15 protein-coding genes and 3 pseudogenes are annotated in these 16,299 nt (G+C 68.6%); 13 read left to right on the top strand and 5 right to left on the bottom strand.

What is annotated here, in order from left to right:
• From KUM44_RS30075 to KUM44_RS30055, 5 genes and pseudogenes are all read left to right on the top strand, one after another.
• On the top strand, nucleotides 1-1,227 hold the full coding sequence (locus KUM44_RS30075; RefSeq protein WP_217212920.1) for an MFS transporter: 1,227 nt from the start codon (nucleotides 1-3) through the stop codon (nucleotides 1,225-1,227).
• Between the two features lie 130 nt (nucleotides 1,228-1,357).
• Nucleotides 1,358-1,870: an ATP-dependent DNA ligase gene (locus tag KUM44_RS30070; protein WP_217212919.1), complete on the top strand. Its 513-nt coding sequence runs from the start codon at nucleotides 1,358-1,360 to the stop codon at nucleotides 1,868-1,870.
• Nucleotides 1,871-2,827: 957 nt separating this feature from the next.
• Nucleotides 2,828-3,562: a hypothetical protein gene (locus tag KUM44_RS30065; RefSeq protein ID WP_217212918.1), complete on the top strand. Its 735-nt coding sequence runs from the start codon at nucleotides 2,828-2,830 to the stop codon at nucleotides 3,560-3,562.
• Nucleotides 3,559-4,149: a hypothetical protein gene (locus tag KUM44_RS30060; protein ID WP_217212917.1), complete on the top strand. Its 591-nt coding sequence runs from the start codon at nucleotides 3,559-3,561 to the stop codon at nucleotides 4,147-4,149. The genes KUM44_RS30065 and KUM44_RS30060 overlap by 4 nt, the downstream gene beginning before the upstream one ends.
• Nucleotides 4,119-5,301, top strand: a pseudogene (locus KUM44_RS30055) (IS110 family transposase). The gene KUM44_RS30060 and the pseudogene KUM44_RS30055 overlap by 31 nt, the downstream one beginning before the upstream one ends.
• A gap of 95 nt (nucleotides 5,302-5,396) precedes the next feature.
• On the opposite strand, the gene KUM44_RS30050 reads toward KUM44_RS30055, so the two are convergent.
• The gene (locus tag KUM44_RS30050; protein WP_217212916.1) at nucleotides 5,397-6,011 is read right to left on the bottom strand and encodes a TetR/AcrR family transcriptional regulator; all 615 of its coding nucleotides are present in this window, start codon (nucleotides 6,009-6,011) and stop codon (nucleotides 5,397-5,399) included.
• Nucleotides 6,012-6,120: 109 nt separating this feature from the next.
• On the opposite strand from KUM44_RS30050, the gene KUM44_RS30045 reads away from it, so the two are divergent.
• From KUM44_RS30045 to KUM44_RS30035, 3 genes and pseudogenes are all read left to right on the top strand, one after another.
• On the top strand, nucleotides 6,121-6,381 hold the full coding sequence (locus tag KUM44_RS30045; RefSeq protein ID WP_217212915.1) for a hypothetical protein: 261 nt from the start codon (nucleotides 6,121-6,123) through the stop codon (nucleotides 6,379-6,381).
• Nucleotides 6,382-6,477: 96 nt separating this feature from the next.
• A pseudogene (locus tag KUM44_RS30040) lies at nucleotides 6,478-6,741 on the top strand (IS5/IS1182 family transposase); the annotation flags it as partial.
• A gap of 121 nt (nucleotides 6,742-6,862) precedes the next feature.
• Nucleotides 6,863-7,138, top strand: coding sequence for a hypothetical protein (locus tag KUM44_RS30035; RefSeq protein WP_254390311.1), 276 nt, complete (start codon nucleotides 6,863-6,865; stop codon nucleotides 7,136-7,138).
• A 34-nt stretch (nucleotides 7,139-7,172) separates the two neighbouring features.
• Here the strand turns inward: KUM44_RS30035 and KUM44_RS30030 are convergent, their stop codons facing one another.
• Nucleotides 7,173-7,529, bottom strand: coding sequence for an SDR family NAD(P)-dependent oxidoreductase (locus KUM44_RS30030; RefSeq protein WP_217212914.1), 357 nt, complete (start codon nucleotides 7,527-7,529; stop codon nucleotides 7,173-7,175).
• Nucleotides 7,454-8,563: an NAD(P)-dependent oxidoreductase gene (locus KUM44_RS30025; RefSeq protein ID WP_217212913.1), complete on the bottom strand. Its 1,110-nt coding sequence runs from the start codon at nucleotides 8,561-8,563 to the stop codon at nucleotides 7,454-7,456. The genes KUM44_RS30030 and KUM44_RS30025 overlap by 76 nt, the downstream gene beginning before the upstream one ends.
• Before the next feature lie 96 nt (nucleotides 8,564-8,659).
• Here KUM44_RS30025 and KUM44_RS30020 point away from each other — a divergent pair, with 96 nt between their 5' ends.
• Entirely contained in the window at nucleotides 8,660-9,277 is a 618-nt protein-coding gene (locus KUM44_RS30020; protein ID WP_217212912.1) for a TetR/AcrR family transcriptional regulator, read from the top strand.
• Between the two features lie 61 nt (nucleotides 9,278-9,338).
• Here the strand turns inward: KUM44_RS30020 and KUM44_RS30015 are convergent.
• Nucleotides 9,339-9,579 (bottom strand): annotated as a pseudogene (locus tag KUM44_RS30015) (Tn3 family transposase); the annotation flags it as partial.
• A gap of 1,150 nt (nucleotides 9,580-10,729) precedes the next feature.
• On the opposite strand from KUM44_RS30015, the gene KUM44_RS30010 reads away from it, so the two are divergent.
• Complete coding sequence (locus tag KUM44_RS30010; protein ID WP_217212911.1) at nucleotides 10,730-11,167, top strand: NfeD family protein; 438 nt, start codon at nucleotides 10,730-10,732, stop codon at nucleotides 11,165-11,167.
• A 30-nt stretch (nucleotides 11,168-11,197) separates the two neighbouring features.
• Nucleotides 11,198-12,307, top strand: coding sequence for an SPFH domain-containing protein (locus tag KUM44_RS30005; protein ID WP_217212910.1), 1,110 nt, complete (start codon nucleotides 11,198-11,200; stop codon nucleotides 12,305-12,307).
• Nucleotides 12,308-12,372: 65 nt separating this feature from the next.
• Here KUM44_RS30005 and KUM44_RS30000 read toward each other — a convergent pair whose 3' ends face one another.
• Nucleotides 12,373-13,431, bottom strand: coding sequence for a CdaR family transcriptional regulator (locus KUM44_RS30000; RefSeq protein WP_217212909.1), 1,059 nt, complete (start codon nucleotides 13,429-13,431; stop codon nucleotides 12,373-12,375).
• A 254-nt stretch (nucleotides 13,432-13,685) separates the two neighbouring features.
• On the opposite strand from KUM44_RS30000, the gene KUM44_RS29995 reads away from it, so the two are divergent.
• Nucleotides 13,686-14,126 carry a hypothetical protein gene (locus KUM44_RS29995; RefSeq protein WP_217212908.1) on the top strand — a complete coding sequence of 147 codons (441 nt, stop codon included), beginning with the start codon at nucleotides 13,686-13,688 and terminating at the stop codon, nucleotides 14,124-14,126.
• Between the two features lie 92 nt (nucleotides 14,127-14,218).
• Nucleotides 14,219-16,255, top strand: a complete 2,037-nt coding sequence (locus KUM44_RS29990; RefSeq protein ID WP_217212907.1) for a flotillin family protein — start codon at nucleotides 14,219-14,221, stop codon at nucleotides 16,253-16,255.
• Nucleotides 16,256-16,299: the final 44 nt, after the last annotated feature.

The following is a 16,299-nucleotide window of genomic DNA, read 5'->3' as shown; positions in this document are numbered from 1 at the left end:
ATGACCGACCTCCACACCAGCGAGGCCGTGACCGGGACGGGAGACCGGTCACGGCCTCGCGCCGCCCTGCCCGCCCTGTGCGCCACCCAGATCACCAGCTGGGGCATCGTCTACTACGCCTTCCCCGTCCTGAACCCCCAGATCACCGCCGCCACAGGCTGGTCGACCACCGCCACCACCGCCGCCTTCTCAGGCGCGCTCCTGGTCTCCGCCCTCACCGGCATCCCCGTCGGGCGCATCCTCGACCGCCGAGGCCCGCGCGCCGTGATGACCACCGGCTCCGTCCTGGGCGTCGTCGCCGTGCTGGGCCTCGCCGCCGCGCCCAACCTCGCGGCCTTCACCGCCGCCTGGCTGCTGGCCGGCGTGGCCATGGCCGCAACCTTCTACCAGCCCGCCTTCGCCGCCCTCACCCGCTGGTGGGGCAGCGACCGTGTCCGCGCCCTCACCGTCGTCACCCTCGCCGGCGGCCTGGCCTCCACCGTCTTCGCCCCGCTGACCGCCGCGCTCGCCGAGCACCTGAGCTGGCGCGCAACGTACGCCGTACTCGCGCTGCTCCTCGCCCTCGTGACCATCCCCGCCCACGCCCTCGCGCTACGAGGCCCATGGCCGCCCGCACCAGCGTCGCCCTCCCAACGGGACACCAACAGCGCGTCGGTGACCCGCAGCCGACCGTTCCTGATGCTCGCCACCGCGCTCACGCTGAACAGCTTCGCCATGTACGCCGTCGTCATCGCCCTCGTACCCCTGCTGATCACCCGCGGCGCCAGCCCCACCGCCGCCGCCTGGGCCCTCGGCCTAGGCGGCGCAGGACAGACCCTCGGCCGCACTCTGCACGCGACCCTCGCCAATCGCACCGGCGTCACCACCCGCACCGTCGCCCTGATCACGCTCGGCGGGACCACGTCTGCTGCGTTCGCGATGGTCTCCGGTCCCTTTCCCCTGCTCGTGGGCATCGCGATCGCAGCCGGCATGGTGCGCGGCAACCTCACCCTCCTCCAAGCCACCGCCGTAACCGACCGATGGGGCACCACCCACTACGGACGCCTGTCCGGACTCCTCACAGCTCCGGCGACTGCGGCCTCAGCCCTCGCCCCGTTCGCCGGAGCTGCCCTGGCCGCAGCACTTGGCGGATACCCACACCTGTTCACCCTGCTTGCACTCATCTCTGCCCTTGCCGCCCTCGTTGCCGTGGCGACCATGCCGCCACCCACGGCTCCGAAACGATGAAGTAGCAACGAACTTGCCCACCCAGGCCAGTTCGTTCCCTGGACGGCTATCAGGTTCCCGTGCAAGGAGGGCCTGGATTCCTCGAACCTGCGCGCTTCGGTGTGGGACGTCCTTCTTCACCCCGAGCACGGTGACGTCAGGGGACCGGCGGTACGACGACCGCCGTGCCCTGCTCGTCGACCTGCTGGAGGAGTACGACGTCAAGCCGCCGATCCAGTTGGTTCCGATGACCGACGACCCCACGGTGGCCATGACGTGGTACCAGCAACTCCCGGAGCAGGGCATTGAGGGCATCGTTGCGAAGCAGGCCACCTCCGTGTACCGGACCACCGGCCGGGCCTGGAAGAAGATCAGGCATGCCGAGACCGTGGAGGCAGACATCGTCGGCTACACCGGGCCGGCCGCGCGGCCGCGGGCACTCGCGGTCCGCCTCCCCGACGGACGTGTCGCGCTCACCCAGTCCCTGAAGGCGCCCCTCGCCGCTCAGGTCGCGGTGCACCTCGCCGCGAGCGGCCCGCCGCGCAGCGCGCGCACCCGGGCGGGGGAGCCCTACACCACCGCCGCTCCCGGACCGGTGGTTGAGGTCCTGGCCGGGACATCCCGGCACGCCGTGGTGACGGTCACCCGGCTCCGCAGTACCTGAGCCGAACCGAGACCTCAGAGCCACGTGCGTGCGGCACGAAGATCTCCGACGGCGTCATCCGCGGCGGAGTGGCGGATGTGCCGGCGCTGGCCTCGCATGCGCGCGGTAGCCCTCGACGGAGGCCCAATCGGGTGAGAGGAACGCCGGAGGGTGAGCCTGGTTGCTCCAGATGCAGGACACACTGTCAGCGCTCGATCCTACGGTCCCCAGCATGTCGCTTCAGTTCACCCCGTCCGCGTCCGCGACGGACTGCGCAAAGCTCCCCTTGACCTTGCCGGGCCTTGCTCGCCGATACGCGTACGCATCCACGCACTCGCCGTGGGCTGGCGTACGGCTGAGCAGCAATGCTCTGGGCTACGGCGGGAGCGGTGGGGACATGCCGCGGCGAACGCGGAGGCCGCAGCGGCGGCCTGGCATCCATCCACCCTCCAACGGCTGTGGGTGACGGCTTGTGACTACGCGCGGCACGCTGCGGAGGACGACACGCTGCCCCGGTTCACCACTGAAGGTGATTCTCCCGAACGCGGAGTTGATGCCTCTCGCGCAGGATGCCGTGAGTAGAGTTCAGTCGTGACTACTCTCCGTGCCCGGCTGTCCGGTGCGGGCGGCCTCCCTACCCGGAGGGCATGAGGATGACCACGCCGTCCACGTCGTTTGGACCGAACCCCAGGCCGCAGACGAAGCCGGCTGTACACCGTCCGAGTTCGAGGAGATCGAACGCATCGTCACCCGTGGGTCAACCACGGGCCGGGAGTTCCGGGCCGCGCGCTTCGCGGTAGGAGACTGGCTCCTGGCGAAGTTCGGGGCTCCGGCCAAGGCTGGATCCCGCCACGCAACAGAGGCGCAGCTCGATGTACTCACTCACGGCTCAAGCTGTCGCCGAACACTCTGCGCAAGTGCCGCCTGCTGGGGTACCGGTGGAAGCCGCAGCAGCGCCAGCTCGTCCTGGACTCCAAGGTGTACGTCTCGTTCACCACGATGTACCAGGTCGCCCTCAGCAGCGAACACGGTGCCTTCGACCAAGAGCAGTTCGAGGAGAAGGTCGGCGTCCTGCTTGGCCTGATGTCACTGGCCGAGCAGGACGACATCCTCGAAGTCACCGAGGCCGACTACCTCAAGGCCGTCCGCAAGGCGATCCCGCCCAGCCGACGCCCCGGTGCCCAGGCTGAACGCAAGGCAGTCGTCACCGCGGTCCACCAGTTCGAAGCCTGCCAGCCTGACGTCCGCGAGGCGATCCTCGGCGCGGTGAAAGCCGATGAGGACGCCACCCGCGCCGTTGCTGCCGCCTACCTCGTACAGCGCCCAGAACTGGCTCGCGCCGTGCTGCGCTCGGACCCCGACCTGCTCCAGGCCGCCGCGCACGAAGCCGCCCAGCACGACCCGGGCACTGAGGCGCCGGACACCGAGCCGGGGGAGGCCGTGTTCCGCGAGCTCGTCCAGGTCCTGGGCGGAAACCGGCCGAGTGACGAACTCCTGCTGGCCGAGTGGCGACAGGACTTCGCCCGGGCAATCGGCCGCTTCAACGCCTTCGTCACCGACTGGTACCCCGGCGACAAGGTCGCCACCAACGCCGACAACGACCTCCTTCGGCTGGTCACCTATCTCGCCGACGACGTAGCCCAGTGGGCTGCCACCATCACCAACGCGCGCACGCCCGGCGGCCTGCGCCTCGTAGAGAGCACGACTGCATGAACAACGACATCCCCGGTGACAACGCACCGCACGTCTTCGACCGCTACCCGCCCGACACCGCCCACTGGCTGGCCGGCATCTGCGACGAGGCCAGCGCGAAGGCGGGCGACAGCCCCTACGAGTTCCGCAAGATCATGTGCGAGCTGATCGTCATGAACCTGCGCGACGGCATCACCCACGCCTTCCGGGTGGCCCAACAGATCATCGTCGCGAACGCCCCGGCCGCCAAGCACATCGAGCAGCAGTATCTGAAGTACGACCAGGCCCGCTCCGCGGTGATCGAGACGGGCCCAGACACCGCCGACGGCCCCACCAGCACGACTAAGGGCTGTCCTACCTTTCAAGACGTGGGCCTGATCCGATCACTCGTACGATCGGAGGGCCCGGGGGCTTCGGGTATGGCTGTAAAGGCTGAGCCGTTGGATGGCTTACGGGACTTGGCCGCCCGGAGCTCCGCGACGACTCGACCGCCAATTGGGAGACGCGACTCGATCGCTGCTGTAGGACAACGCCGGCGAGGTCGTCTGCGGGATCGATGCACGACGAGCTGGCGGAGGTGGCCGTGCCCGAGATCTGGGCCGGTGTAGACATCGGCAAGACACATCACCACTGCGTGGTGATTAACGCGGAGGGTGAGCGGCTGCTGTCCCGCCGGACCCTCAACGACGAGACTGAGCTGCTGGCGCTGATCGGCGATGTGCTGGCGTTATTCGACGATGTGCTGTGGGCCGTCGACCTCAACCATGGTGGTGCCGCCCTGCTGATCGGCCTGCTCACAGTCCACGGCCAGCCCGTTGCCTATCTCACCGGCCTGGCAGTCCATCGGGCCTCGGCCACTTACCGGGGCGAGGGAAAAACGGACGCGAAGGACGCCTTCGTCATCGCCGACCAGGCGCGCGTCCGCCGTGATCTGGGGCTGCTGACGCCCGGCGACGAGATTGCCACTGACCTTCGCGCTCTGACGACCCGGCGCCTGGATCTCGTCTTCGACCGCACTCGCCAGATCAACCGCCTACGGGCGCAATTGCTGGAGATCTTCCCTGCGTTGGAGCGGACACTGGACCTGACAAACAAGGGTCCGATCATGCTCCTGACGGGATACCAGACTCCGGCAGCCATCCGTCGCACAGGCGCGAAACGGATCGAGACCTGGTTGAAGAACCGCAAGGTCAAAGGTGCCGCCGCACTGGCTCGAACTGCCGTGGAGGCAGCGCAGGCCCAGCACACCGCGTTGCCCGGCGAGCATCTGGCGGCCGCCATGGTGGTCCGCCTGGCGAAGGCAGTGATGGCCCTCGAAGAGGAAATCGTGGAGCTTGATGCCCTCATCGAGGCGAGGTTTCACGAACATCCATACGCCGAGGTGATCCGCAGTCTGCCCGGTATGGGCGCACGGCTTGGTGCCGAGTTCATCGCCGCAACTGGCGGGGACCTGGCCGCCTTCGGCAGTGCGGACCGACTGGCCGGCTTCGCAGCCGCGTGACTCCGGCCGGGTCAGCGGCAACCTGCGCAGGCCCCGCCGCTACCACCGCGGTCTGCTTCGGACCATGTACTTGTCGGCGATGGCCAGTCTCAAGTCCTGCGCTGCCTCCAAGGCGTACTACCAGCGGAAGCGGAACGAAGGGAAGGGGCACAAACAGGCCCTCCTTGCCCTCGCACGCCGACGTGTCAACGTTTTGTGGGCGATGATCCGTGACAGAGAGTGCTACCACGCTTCACTTCCCGTCGCGACATCTGCTTGACATCAACATTGGGAAGTCCCGTATCTGCTGACCAGCCCCGAGCAGGCTGTGGGCGTCAGAAGCGTGCGGTGCACAACACATTGGGGCTGGGCGCGTCATCCGTGGCTGGATGCTCTTTGCAGCAGGTGGTCGATGTGGCGTTGAAGGATGGCCAGCGCCATCTCCGGAGAGTGGTGGCCTGCTAGGACGTGGACCGTGAGGCCATCAGCCACAGCGAGGAGGGTGTGCGCCTCGCGGGTGGGGTCGAGGTGCTGTGGGATTTCCTGGGTGTCCTGGCCATAGCGGATGAGCCATGCGATGAGGTCATGGAGCTTGGCATAGGTGTCGTGCAGGACGGCGGCTAGTTTTTCGCTGGCCGGTGCGTGGGTGACGAAGGCCAGCCAGACGTGCGCCTGCGTCTTCGATTCGTCATTCAGCAAGGCGAGTTCGGCCAGGGTGTGTGACAGCAGAGTGGATGCGGCCTGAGGGGCGGAGGCTGTGGCGATGCGCTGGTTGGCGCGTTCGCTGACGTGTTGGGAGACGTGCTCCAGCGCGAAGAGCAGCATGTCCTCTTTGGTGCGGAAGCACCGCTGGACGGCGCCCATGGACACGTCCGCCTGAGCCGCGACATCGCGGAGGCTGACGGCTTCCATGCCGGAACGCGCGATCAGAGTGCAGACCGCCTCGGCGATCCGGCGGCGCCGGTCCTCGTAGTCGACCTGCCTGGGCACGCTCAGCTCCTCCTGTTTTCCGATGCACTTGCATCATATCCTGCGGCACTGCACGATGTGATGCGACCGCATCGAAAACGATGTGCGCACATCGGAGAGGACGCCCGTCATGGGGAAGCAGCTCAAGAAGTCGGACAACAGCTCAGGCCAGGGGCTGCTCTGGCTGTTCGGAGCCATCCTGGCCATCCAGGGGTTCGGCTCCGCCATCACAGAGGCCGGGTGGGATACAAGTTTCGGTGTCGCCGGCCTTCTGCGGGCAGCCCACGTGCCTGAGTGGGGAACCCTCCTGGTCGGCTTTGCAGGTGCCGCCCTACTGGCGGCAGCGGCGCGCCGTCACCATGTGAGGAGGCAGGCGCACCAACGTCCATGAGCGCTCCAGAGGCCAACCACCGCTGCGTGGAAAGCTCTTGGCGTGACTGGTGTGATCACGGCGTCGGAGCCTTCCTGGATAGCCCCGTTCACCGGGCTGCACGGCGCCGGCCTGGGCATCGACGTCGAGATCGTCGCACGCAACCCGCAGGTCAAGGGGTTCGTGCCGCAGCCGAAGCGGTGGAGGGTCGAGCAGACCTACGGGATCCTGATACTGCACCGGCGCCTGGTCCGCGACTGCGAGCACCGCCCCGCCTCCTCCGCCTCCCGTGTTTACTGGGCGATGACTCACGTCATGACCCGACGCCTCACCGGCGCGAACGCCCCCACCTGGCGCGAGGCGCAGGCGGTGGCAGCGTGAACATCCAGCCTCTGCTCGACGCCCTGGACCTCCAGGCAGACGCCGCCCGGGCCCTGGTCGACGACCTCCGCGCACCCAGATCGACGGCCTGCAGACACGGTTGCGGGAGGCCGAGACCCACTTGGCGCACCTCGCGATCACCTGCAAGACCGTCACCGGCCTCGCCGACCGGCTCCCGGCCGTCGCGCCGGAGCTGCCCGAGCACTCGGACTACCCCCGCATCCTCGCCGCCTTCAACCAGACGGCCGGGCCGCTACGGGCCAAGGACGTCTGCGAAGCCCTCGGCCACGAACTGCTGCCGAAAAACGTCGAAGGCACCCGCGCCAAGCTGAAACGCCTGGTCAAACTCGGCATCCTCACCGAAGCCGACACCGGCAACTTCGCCAGGAAGCAATAGCCGACACAACCCCCACCCGCGACCTTGCTCAGCCTCAACCAGAAACGGACATCACCTCATGAACCGCCCACTCAGTGCGCTGCTGGGGGGAAGTGCCCGCATTGTTGATGAGGACGTCGATGTTGCTGACCTGCGCCGCGGCTTCGCGGACGCTGTCGAGTGAGGCGAGGTCGAGTTGCAGGACGTCGGCGCCGCTCAGTTCGCGGGTCAGCTGTTCGCCTCGAGTGGTGTCGCGGACGGCGAGGATCAGGCGGGCACCCTTGGCGTGTGCCTCGCGGGCGGTGGACAGTCCCAGTCCGTTGGTCGCACCGGTGATCAGCCAGGTCTGGCCAGTGAGGTCGGGTATGTCGGCTGCAGTCCAGTGCGTGGCGGGGTTCGTCGTCTTCGGCATTGGTGTTCCCTTGGCTTCGGTGTCAGGGCGCGGGGCCGGATGTGGGGGCGTGCCAGGTTCAGTGGGTGGGGGTGCGCATATTGGCGAGGCCCTTGCTGCTGTGTCGTGACGGGCCGGTAGCCGAGTTCGGTGCGGGCCTTGGCCGTGTCGATCGTGCATTCCAGACCGGAGAGCCAAACGCCCATGTAGCCCAGGGGAGGTTCGCCCTTGAGGTGCAGAGTTCGCCACAAGGCCTCGGCGGTGCCGGCGATGGCGCGCGCGACGCCGTAGGGAAGGGAGCGGTCCGGGACGGTGACGTGCTGGGTGGCGAGCAGCTCGGTGAGGAAGTCGCGGAAGACGACGGGTTCACCGTCGGTGACGAAGTACGCCTCGCCGGGCCGGCCGCGCTCGGCGGCCAGGACAAGCCCCTCCACCGTGTTGTCGATGTGGGTGGTGTCGGTGAGGTGCCGGCCGCCCCCGATCCAGGAGAAGTGGCCGGACTCCACCATGTCCTTCAGCCGGGGCAGCAAGGTGGTGTCTCCCGCGCCCCACACGAAGCGTGGGCGCAGGACGACGGTCTCCATTCCGGAGCCGTCGGCGTCGCGGACCAGCTGCTCGGCGGCGGCCTTGGAAGCGGAGTAGGAGGCGCGGGAATCGGGCCGCAGCGGTGCCGTCTCGTCCACGCGGACCAGTGGCTGGCCGTTCATGAGGGCCGCCTCGGTGCCGACGTGGACGAGGCGGCGCACGCCGGCCTCGCGGGTTGCTCGGATCACGTTGGCGGTGCCGGTGACGTTGTCCGCCCAGAACTGCGCGCGGCTGCCGCCGCCGGTGCGCGCAGCCGCGTGGAAGGCGAGTTCGGCCCCTGCTGCGGCGGCGCGCAGGGTCTCGGGGCTGGAGAGGTCGGCCCGGACAGGGGTGGCGCCCAGAGCCTGTATGGCTTTGGCCGAGGTTTCGCTGCGGGCCAAGGCGCGGACGGTGTGGCCGTCCGCGATGAGGCGGGCGATCAAGCGGCCTCCGACGAATCCCGAGCCGCCGGTGACGAAGACGGTGGTCATGCTGCACTCCCGGAAAGTATGTAGACCTGCATAGTTATACAACTTGGTATAGCTATAGGGTTCAGTATAGCTATGGGGCTCCTTATACTTATCTGCATGGCCAGGCCGAAGTCCGACTCGCGCGAGAAGATCCTTGCCAGCGCCCACCGGCTGCTGTGCCGACAGGGCTACCGGGGGACCGGGCTGGCCCAGATCGTCGAGGAGGCCGACGCGCCCCGCGGATCGGTCTACTACCTGTTCCCTGGGGGCAAGGAGGAGATCGCGGTCGAGGCCGTCCATCTCGCGGCGGTCAACTCCGTACGCCACATCGAGGCCACCCGCGCCTCCCACCCGACCGCGCGGGCCTGGGTCTCGGCGATGGCCGACCACTGCTCACGCCACCTGATGGAGACCGGGTTCAGCGAAGGACTCCCGATCACCACCGTGACCCTGGACTCCGTGCCCGGCTCCGACGCGCTCGCCGCCGCGTGCCGGGACGCCTACCGGACCTTGGTGGCGTCCCTGGCCGAGACCCTGGAGCACTACGGGATCACACCCGCCGAAGACGCCCGCAGCCTGGCCATGCTCCTGCTCGGCGCCCTGGAAGGCTCCATGGTGCTCGCCCGCGCCGACCAGTCCCTGACCCCCTGCCGGCTGATCCTGCAGCAGATCCTGCCGCTTTTCCCCGACCACCCGGCCCCCGAGAAACCCGGCGCGGACAGCCAACCGCACTGATCACGCCAGCCGCCACCCGGGTGCCGCGTCCGGGTGCCGGCCCGATCCCGCGGTCACCCGGCGTCGACGACGGACCGCGCAGGGACCGCAGGCCGCCAGGTATTTCAGGCAGCAGGAACGAGTACCGGCCGAGCATGTTGACGTAGTGCCGCACGAACGGGGACAGGCGGGCCACGTCCTGGTCGCGGACGTCAAAGCCCTCGGTACGGAGCTGGGTGACGGGCGCCCATGTAGCGGCTGTTGAACAGCACCACGGAGTTGAGGACCAGGCCGAGCGGGCCGATCTGATCCTCCATCCCCTCCATAGCCCCAGGGGCTGTTCTCGAGGGCTGGATTTCCGCATCTGACAACGTAGAGTGATCAAGCAGGCGGTCAGGCTCCCGCCCGGCCCGTACGACAGCGCGCTTCGCCTTCCTGCGGATGGCCTCTGAGAGTGCTCCTCAGATCCATAGGAGTCGGCGAAGAACGCGCAGGTAACAAGAGCCCGATGCTCATGGCGGATCGGCTGAGACCGGGCACGGACTGACGCGGCCTGTCAGCCCGGTCCCTGGTGCGACGCAGGATCATGCGATCCCTGCGTGCGACTCATGCCGAGGGCAATGCCGCCGGCGCCCAAGAGGCAGCCGATGAGTTGCGCGATGCTGAGATGTCCGGTGCCGACCAGGGGGGGGCGGTTGCCGCGGCGGACAGGGGAATGAGGCCGAGGAAGAGGGCTGAACGCTCGGTGCCGAGTTGGTCGATGCCCCGGCACCAGCACAGGAACCCGATGGCGCTGAGCCTTGGCGCGCCGGGCCTCGGTCGCGGCGCCGGCTGCGCGGAAGGAGGGTGGCCCCCGCCGCTGGGATGTGGCCGCGGGTCACGGTGGGCTTCTCACACTGACGATGACGATGCCGTGGCGGTAGCCGACACAACCCCCACCCGCGACCTTGCTCAGCCTCAACCAGAAACGGACATCGCCTTACGAACCGCCCACTTGCAGGCACGCTATGGGCACGAGCGCCGTCGGTAGCAGAGCCATAAGCGCGCACGCCCCCTGCACCGACAGGACCGCGTCGTGTCTCGGGCCGAGCCAAAGTGTCCGTTGCGCCCGCACATGGACTATTGACGGTGCCGGCGGAGGGCCACGGTGCTTGCACTCGCCGTCTGAACCCCCGGCCGGTGGCCGCCCAGGTCTACGTCTTTGCCGTGGCGTCCGGCATGGAGCGGGTGACGAGAACCGGACTCGCGCTCTCAGATTGGTAAGCGTCGGAGCGTGGGCGGTCGTATGGCGTTGACCTGCACTTATGTGATGCAGAGGCGGTCCTGAGAGAGCGGGTTCGCACCGCTGGCTAACGCTGTATGTCCGTCCGCCGGGTAGGCGTTCAACGATCAAGAACCACCGCTGCCGTATCTATTCCGCCCGGCGACTCGGGAGTAGCTTGGTGGACAAGGCCCCATGAGGAGGGCGATTCGATGCCGTGGTTCGTATGGCTGTTCGCCGCCGCGGCGCTGGGTGCTGCGGAGTTCTTCACTCTGACGCTGGTCTTCGGGTTGCTGGCGGGCGCCGCGCTGGTTGCAGCCGTGGTCGCCGGTGTGGGCGTCGGCCTTCTCGGCCAGCTCCTGGCCCTGGGCGCGGCAGCGGCAGCGGGCTTCCTCATCGTCCGTCCTGTCGCGCTGCGCCACATGGCACAGCAACCCGTCACATACGAGGGCAGTGACGCGCTGATCGGCAAGCGGGCCGAGGTCATGCAGGAAGTCACCGCTACCCGCGGCCTGATCAAACTCTCCGGCGAGGAGTGGTCCGCCCGCGCCTTCGACGAAAGCCTGGTGATCCCGGTGGGAGCGCTGGTGGATGTCATGGAGATCGACGGCGCCACGGCCATCGTCTACCCCCGCGAACTCCTTCCATGAAACGGCTGAACACATAGCAACGGAGGCACTGTGGATCCAGTTGTCATCCTCACTCTTGTGGCGGCCATCGTCGTCGTCTTCCTCGTGGCCGCCAGCGTGCGGATCGTCCCTCAGGCGCGCCGCTACAACGTCGAGCGCTTCGGCCGGTACCGCCGGACGCTGCAACCCGGCCTGAATCTGGTCGTGCCGGTGGCGGACCGCATCAACACCAAACTCGACGTGCGCGAGCAGGTCTATTCGTCCGACCCCAGGCCGGTGATCACCGAGGACAACCTCGTGGTGAACATCGACACCGTGCTCTACTACCAGATCACCGACCCGCGGGCGGCGGCCTACGAGGTCGCCGACTACCTCCAGGCGATCGATCAGCTCACCGTGACCACGCTCCGGAACGTCATCGGCAGCATGGACCTGGAGGAGACCCTCACCTCGCGCGAGGAGATCAACTCCCGGCTCCGCGCCGTCCTCGACGACGCCACCGGCAAGTGGGGCATCCGGGTCAACCGTGTCGAGATCAAGGCCATCGATCCACCGCACACGATCAAGGAGGCGATGGAGAAGCAGATGCGGGCCGAACGTGACAAGCGCGCGGCCATCCTGCACGCCGAAGGGGAGCGGCAGGCCAAGATCCTCACTGCGGAGGGCACGAAGCAGAAGGACATCCTGGAGGCGCAGGGTACGCAGCAGGCCATGATCTTGCGAGCGGACGGTGAGGCGAAGGCGGTGGAGCTGGTCTTCCAGGCCGTCCATCGCAACAACGCCGACCCGAAGATCCTGGCCTACAAGTACCTCGAGACGCTGCCGCACTTGGCGAGCAGCGACAACAACACGTTCTGGGTGATCCCAGGGGAGCTGACCGAGGCCGTTCGGACCGTCACCCGCGCGTTCGGTGATCAGTCGACGGCGGGTGTGCACACAACTGCGCCACCTGAGGAAGCGGGCGCGGCCGACGGCGACGATGCGTCGGACGAAGGCCGCACTCCAGAGCTCGATGCGGGCTGGACGGCTTCGCGCGACGCTGCGGCCGCTGCTGACGAGGCCGAGAAACAGGCCGCCGCCGCGGTGAGCGACGCCAAGGCGGAGGCCGAGGCTGCGAAGTCGCCACAGATGCAGCGCCGGGGGCAGACGTCCGGCGGCTGAGCCCAAAACGGTTGTCGCCAGGGACCGTTGTGAGGCACCCACCCCTCACTCCCGAGTGCTGCGCCTCAGAGGTCCTTTGCGGGCCAGTCCAGCAGCCGGGCACCGATCACCGCGGTCTGGAGCATGTAACGGTGCGCCGGATCAGCCGGATTCGCTCCGGTGAGCTTGTGGATGCGTTCCAGCCGGTAGGTCAGGGCGCGCACGCTGAGTGAGAGACGGCGGGCGGCCTCGGCGGCCACGCAGCCCGAATCGAAGTAGGCGGTGAGAGTGCCGAGCAGGAGCCCGGCGCCACCACGAGCCGTCGTCAGCGGACCGAGGCTGCTCACCACGAGATCGGCCATGGCCTGCCGGTCGCGGGTCAGGACGGGGTACACGAGCAGGTCGGCAGCGCGCAGGACCGGGTCCTCCAGTTCCAGGCGCTCGGCCAGTTCCAAGGCGTTCAGTGCCTCTTCGTACGAGTGGACGACTCCACCGGGGCCTGGCTGGGCTCGCCCGATGGCGACGCGGCCCCCTTCCGTGGCCGCGTGGGCCTGCTTGGCGAAGAACGCGAGTACCTCGTCCTGGTGGCCGGGGGCGATGCAAAGGAGCCGGCCGTCCTTCGTGGTGAGCAGGATGCTGCGGTCGGCGAAGCGGGAGATGAGGGCGCGTTCCACCTGGCGGGGGACCGGGTCGCCCTCGTCGTAGGCGGTGGGCCCTTCGGCGACGGCCACGGCGTGGGCGTGTGAGAGGCGCAGGCCGAAGCGTTCGGCGCGTTCGGCGAGGCGCCCCAGGTCGCTACGGCCGTAGAGAAGGTCGTCGATGAACTCCCGGCGGGCGGCCTCCTCCTGACGTACGGCGTGGCGTTGGGCGCGTTCGTAGCCCTCCGAGAAGGCGTCTATGACCTGGTGCAGGGCGGCCAGGGCCGAGTCGGTTGTGCCGGGAGTGGTCGGCCACGCCGCGCGGGCGGCGGTCAGATGGGCGCTGACCAGGGCGCGCAGTCCGTGGCCGGCGTCCGCGGCCTGCTCGCCGAGCTCCCGGCGGGAGGTGAGTTCCTCCCGGGTGAGGCGCCGCCCCGTGGCCGCGACCTCGGCCAGAATCTGGGCACAGCCCTCCAGATACTGCTCGGGAATCTCCCGTTCCGTCACGTCGCCCCCCGGGTTCTTAACGCGCCGGTGACGGTTTCTTAGCGGTCTACCGGCACGCAGACCCTAATGAATGCTGCCGGGAACCGGCAATGCGCGGGCGGGGGAGTGCCGTGCACCATGACCTGCGGGGAGCACTACGGGGGATTCCGGTGCCGGACACCGGCAGGTGTCCGGCACCGGAGCACGCGATACGCCACCGAAGACACGGTGGACGAGCACTGTGGCCGGAAGGGGCCGGAAAGGGGGACCACCTGATGCGGACGTTTCTGGCGGTCGCCACCGGTCTGCCCACGATCCTGCTGACCGCCGCCCTCGTCGTGGTGCTGTGCTTCTGGATCCTGGTTGCCGTGCGCCTCACCAGCACCCACAGCTTCGATGCGGACCTCGATCTTCGCGCGTGGGGCATGGGCGGGGTACCGGTGGCGATCGCCCTTTCCTCGCTGACCGTTCTGGCCTGGTCCCTGAGTGTCGGCGGGACTCTCGTCCTGGTCGCGTTCACCTCGCCGGGACCCGCCACCGGACTCCTGCGCATGGTCGTGCCGGTCCTTGCGCTGCTCGCCGCATGGCGGATGACTCGCCGGTTCGTACGGCGCCTACACCGTCTCTTCCCCGATGAACCCGGTCTGTCCGGCCTCGGCCGGGCAGAGGGCCGGGACCGCGACCGAGGTCGGGCTCACATGGACCACGCGGCCTGACGCACGGTGCCACCGGGCCGCGGCCCCGCCCTCCTTCTTCACGCTTCAACTCCCTTACGCCTCACCTTCCTTATGCCCTAAGGACGTATGCAATGAATGCCATCACTCTGGGCGTCGGCGTGCTCATCGTCGTCGCCGGGCTCGCCGTCCTCGTCGTCTCCCAGCTGTTCCGGAAGGTGGAGCAGGGCAAGGCGCTGATCGTCTCCAAGCTGCGCAAGGTCGATGTGACCTTCACCGGGCAGGTCGTGCTGCCGGTGCTGCACAAGGCCGAGGTGATGGACATCTCGGTGAAGGCCATCGAGATCACGCGGACCGGCAAGGACGGGCTGATCTGCCAGGACAACATACGCGCCGACATCCGGATCACGTTCTTCGTGAAGGTCAACAAGACCGTGGAGGACGTCATCAAGGTCGCCCAGGCCGTCGGCACCGCGCGGGCCAGTGACCGGGACACGCTGCAGGAGCTGTTCCACGCGAAGTTCTCCGAGGCGCTGAAGACCGTCGGCAAGCAACTGGACTTCACCGACCTGTACACCAAGCGCGACGAGCTGCGGTACCGGATCATCGAGGTCATCGGCGTCGACCTCAACGGCTACCACCTGGAGGACGCGGCGATCGACTACCTGGAGCAGACGCCGCTGACCCAGCTCGACCCGGCCAACGTCCTCGACGCCCAGGGCATCCGCAAGATCACCGAACTGACGGCCCTGGAGCACGTGCGCACCAACGAGGCCCAGCGCACCGAGGAGAAGGAGATCACCCGGCAGAACGTCGACGCCCGCGAGGCCATCCTGGAGCTGGAGCGGCGGCAGACCGACGCGGAGATCAAGCAGAGGCGGGAGATCGCGACCGTACGGGCCCGGGAGGAGGCCGAGACGGCGCGGGTGGTGGAGGAGGAGCGGCTGCGGGCACAGGCCGCGTTCCTGGCCACCGAGGAGAAGCTCGGCGTGCAGCGGGAGAACCAGGCCCGCGAGGTCGCCGTCGCCGCGAAGAACCGCGAGCGGGTCATCGCCGTCGAGAACGAGCGCATCGAGAAGGACCGTCTCCTCGAAGTCATCGCCCGGGAGCGGGAGACGCAGCTGACCCGGATCGCCGCCGAGAAGGAGGTCGAGGCGGAGAAGCGGGACATCGCCGAGGTCATCCGCGAGCGGGTCGCGGTGGACCGTACGGTCGCCGAGCAGGAGGAGTCCATCAAGCGGCTGCGCGCCGTGGAGGAGGCGGAGCGCGGGCGGCAGGCCGTGATCATCGCCGCCGAGGCGGAGGCGCAGGAGAAGCTGGTCAAGGACATCAAGGCCGCCGAGGCCGCCGAGCAGGCCGCCACGCACCGCGCGTCCGAGGAACTGACCCTTGCCGAGGCCCGGTTGAAGACGGCCGACCTCGACGCCCGCGCCAAGCTCCGCCTCGCCGAGGGCGTCCAGGCCGAGGCCGCTGCGGAAGGGCTCGCGGCGGTCCAGGTCCGCGACAAGGAGGCCGAGGTCATCGAGAAGGCCGGCCGTGCGGACGCCGAGGCGACGCAGGCCCGGATGAGGGCCGAGGCCGAGGGCACCAAGGCGCGGGCCCTCGCCGAGGCCGAGGGCATCGGCGAGAAGCTCAAGGCCGAGGCGGCCGGGCTGACCGAGAAGGCGGCGGCGATGGCCGCCCTTGACGACGCGTCCCGTGGCCACGAGGAGTACCGGCTGCGCCTGGAAGCCGAGAAGGACATCCGGCTCGCGGGCCTGGACGTACAGCGTCAGGTCGCCGAGGCGCAGGCCACCGTGCTCGCCACCGGACTGGAGAACGCCGACATCAACATCGTCGGCGGTGACTCGGTCTTCCTCGACCGGCTGGTGTCCTCGATCGCGCTCGGCAAGGGCATCGACAGCTTCGTCCAGCACTCCGAGACCGCGCAGGCACTGGCCGGGCCCTGGCTGGACGGCAGCGCCAGCTTCACCGACGACCTGAGCCGCGTCCTCGGCTCGGTCTCCACGGCCGACGTGCAGAACCTGACCGTATCGGCGCTGCTGATGAAGCTGATGCGGACCGGCGGGGCCGACTCCGGGCAGCTCCAGCAGTTGCTCGACAAGGCCGGCGAGCTGGGTCTCGCGGACAAGCCGCTCACCGCTCTCAACGGCAAGGCCGTCCACGCCTGACCCGCCCGCCCCCGGTCCGGAGCCGCCGCACAGGGGACGGCGGC

The sequence above is a fragment of the Streptomyces sp. AC550_RSS872 genome (genome assembly GCF_019049285.1).
In the GTDB taxonomy this organism is placed as follows: domain Bacteria; phylum Actinomycetota; class Actinomycetes; order Streptomycetales; family Streptomycetaceae; genus Streptomyces.
Note: the sequence above shows the minus strand (reverse complement) of the source record. Positions and strands in the feature narration are given on the sequence as shown.

What these genes read in the sequence shown, in the direction of transcription:
- KUM44_RS29995 (WP_217212908.1), top strand. Translation starts at nt 13,686, where the DNA reads ATGCGGACGTTTCTGGCGGTCGCCACCGGTCTGCCCACGATCCTGCTG.
- KUM44_RS30010 (WP_217212911.1), top strand. Translation starts at nt 10,730, where the DNA reads ATGCCGTGGTTCGTATGGCTGTTCGCCGCCGCGGCGCTGGGTGCTGCG.
- KUM44_RS30060 (WP_217212917.1), top strand. Translation starts at nt 3,559, where the DNA reads ATGAACAACGACATCCCCGGTGACAACGCACCGCACGTCTTCGACCGC.
- KUM44_RS30020 (WP_217212912.1), top strand. Translation starts at nt 8,660, where the DNA reads ATGGCCAGGCCGAAGTCCGACTCGCGCGAGAAGATCCTTGCCAGCGCC.
- KUM44_RS30045 (WP_217212915.1), top strand. Translation starts at nt 6,121, where the DNA reads ATGGGGAAGCAGCTCAAGAAGTCGGACAACAGCTCAGGCCAGGGGCTG.
- KUM44_RS30030 (WP_217212914.1), bottom strand. Translation starts at nt 7,529, where the DNA reads ATGCCGAAGACGACGAACCCCGCCACGCACTGGACTGCAGCCGACATA.
- KUM44_RS30075 (WP_217212920.1), top strand. Translation starts at nt 1, where the DNA reads ATGACCGACCTCCACACCAGCGAGGCCGTGACCGGGACGGGAGACCGG.
- KUM44_RS30025 (WP_217212913.1), bottom strand. Translation starts at nt 8,563, where the DNA reads ATGACCACCGTCTTCGTCACCGGCGGCTCGGGATTCGTCGGAGGCCGC.
- KUM44_RS29990 (WP_217212907.1), top strand. Translation starts at nt 14,219, where the DNA reads ATGAATGCCATCACTCTGGGCGTCGGCGTGCTCATCGTCGTCGCCGGG.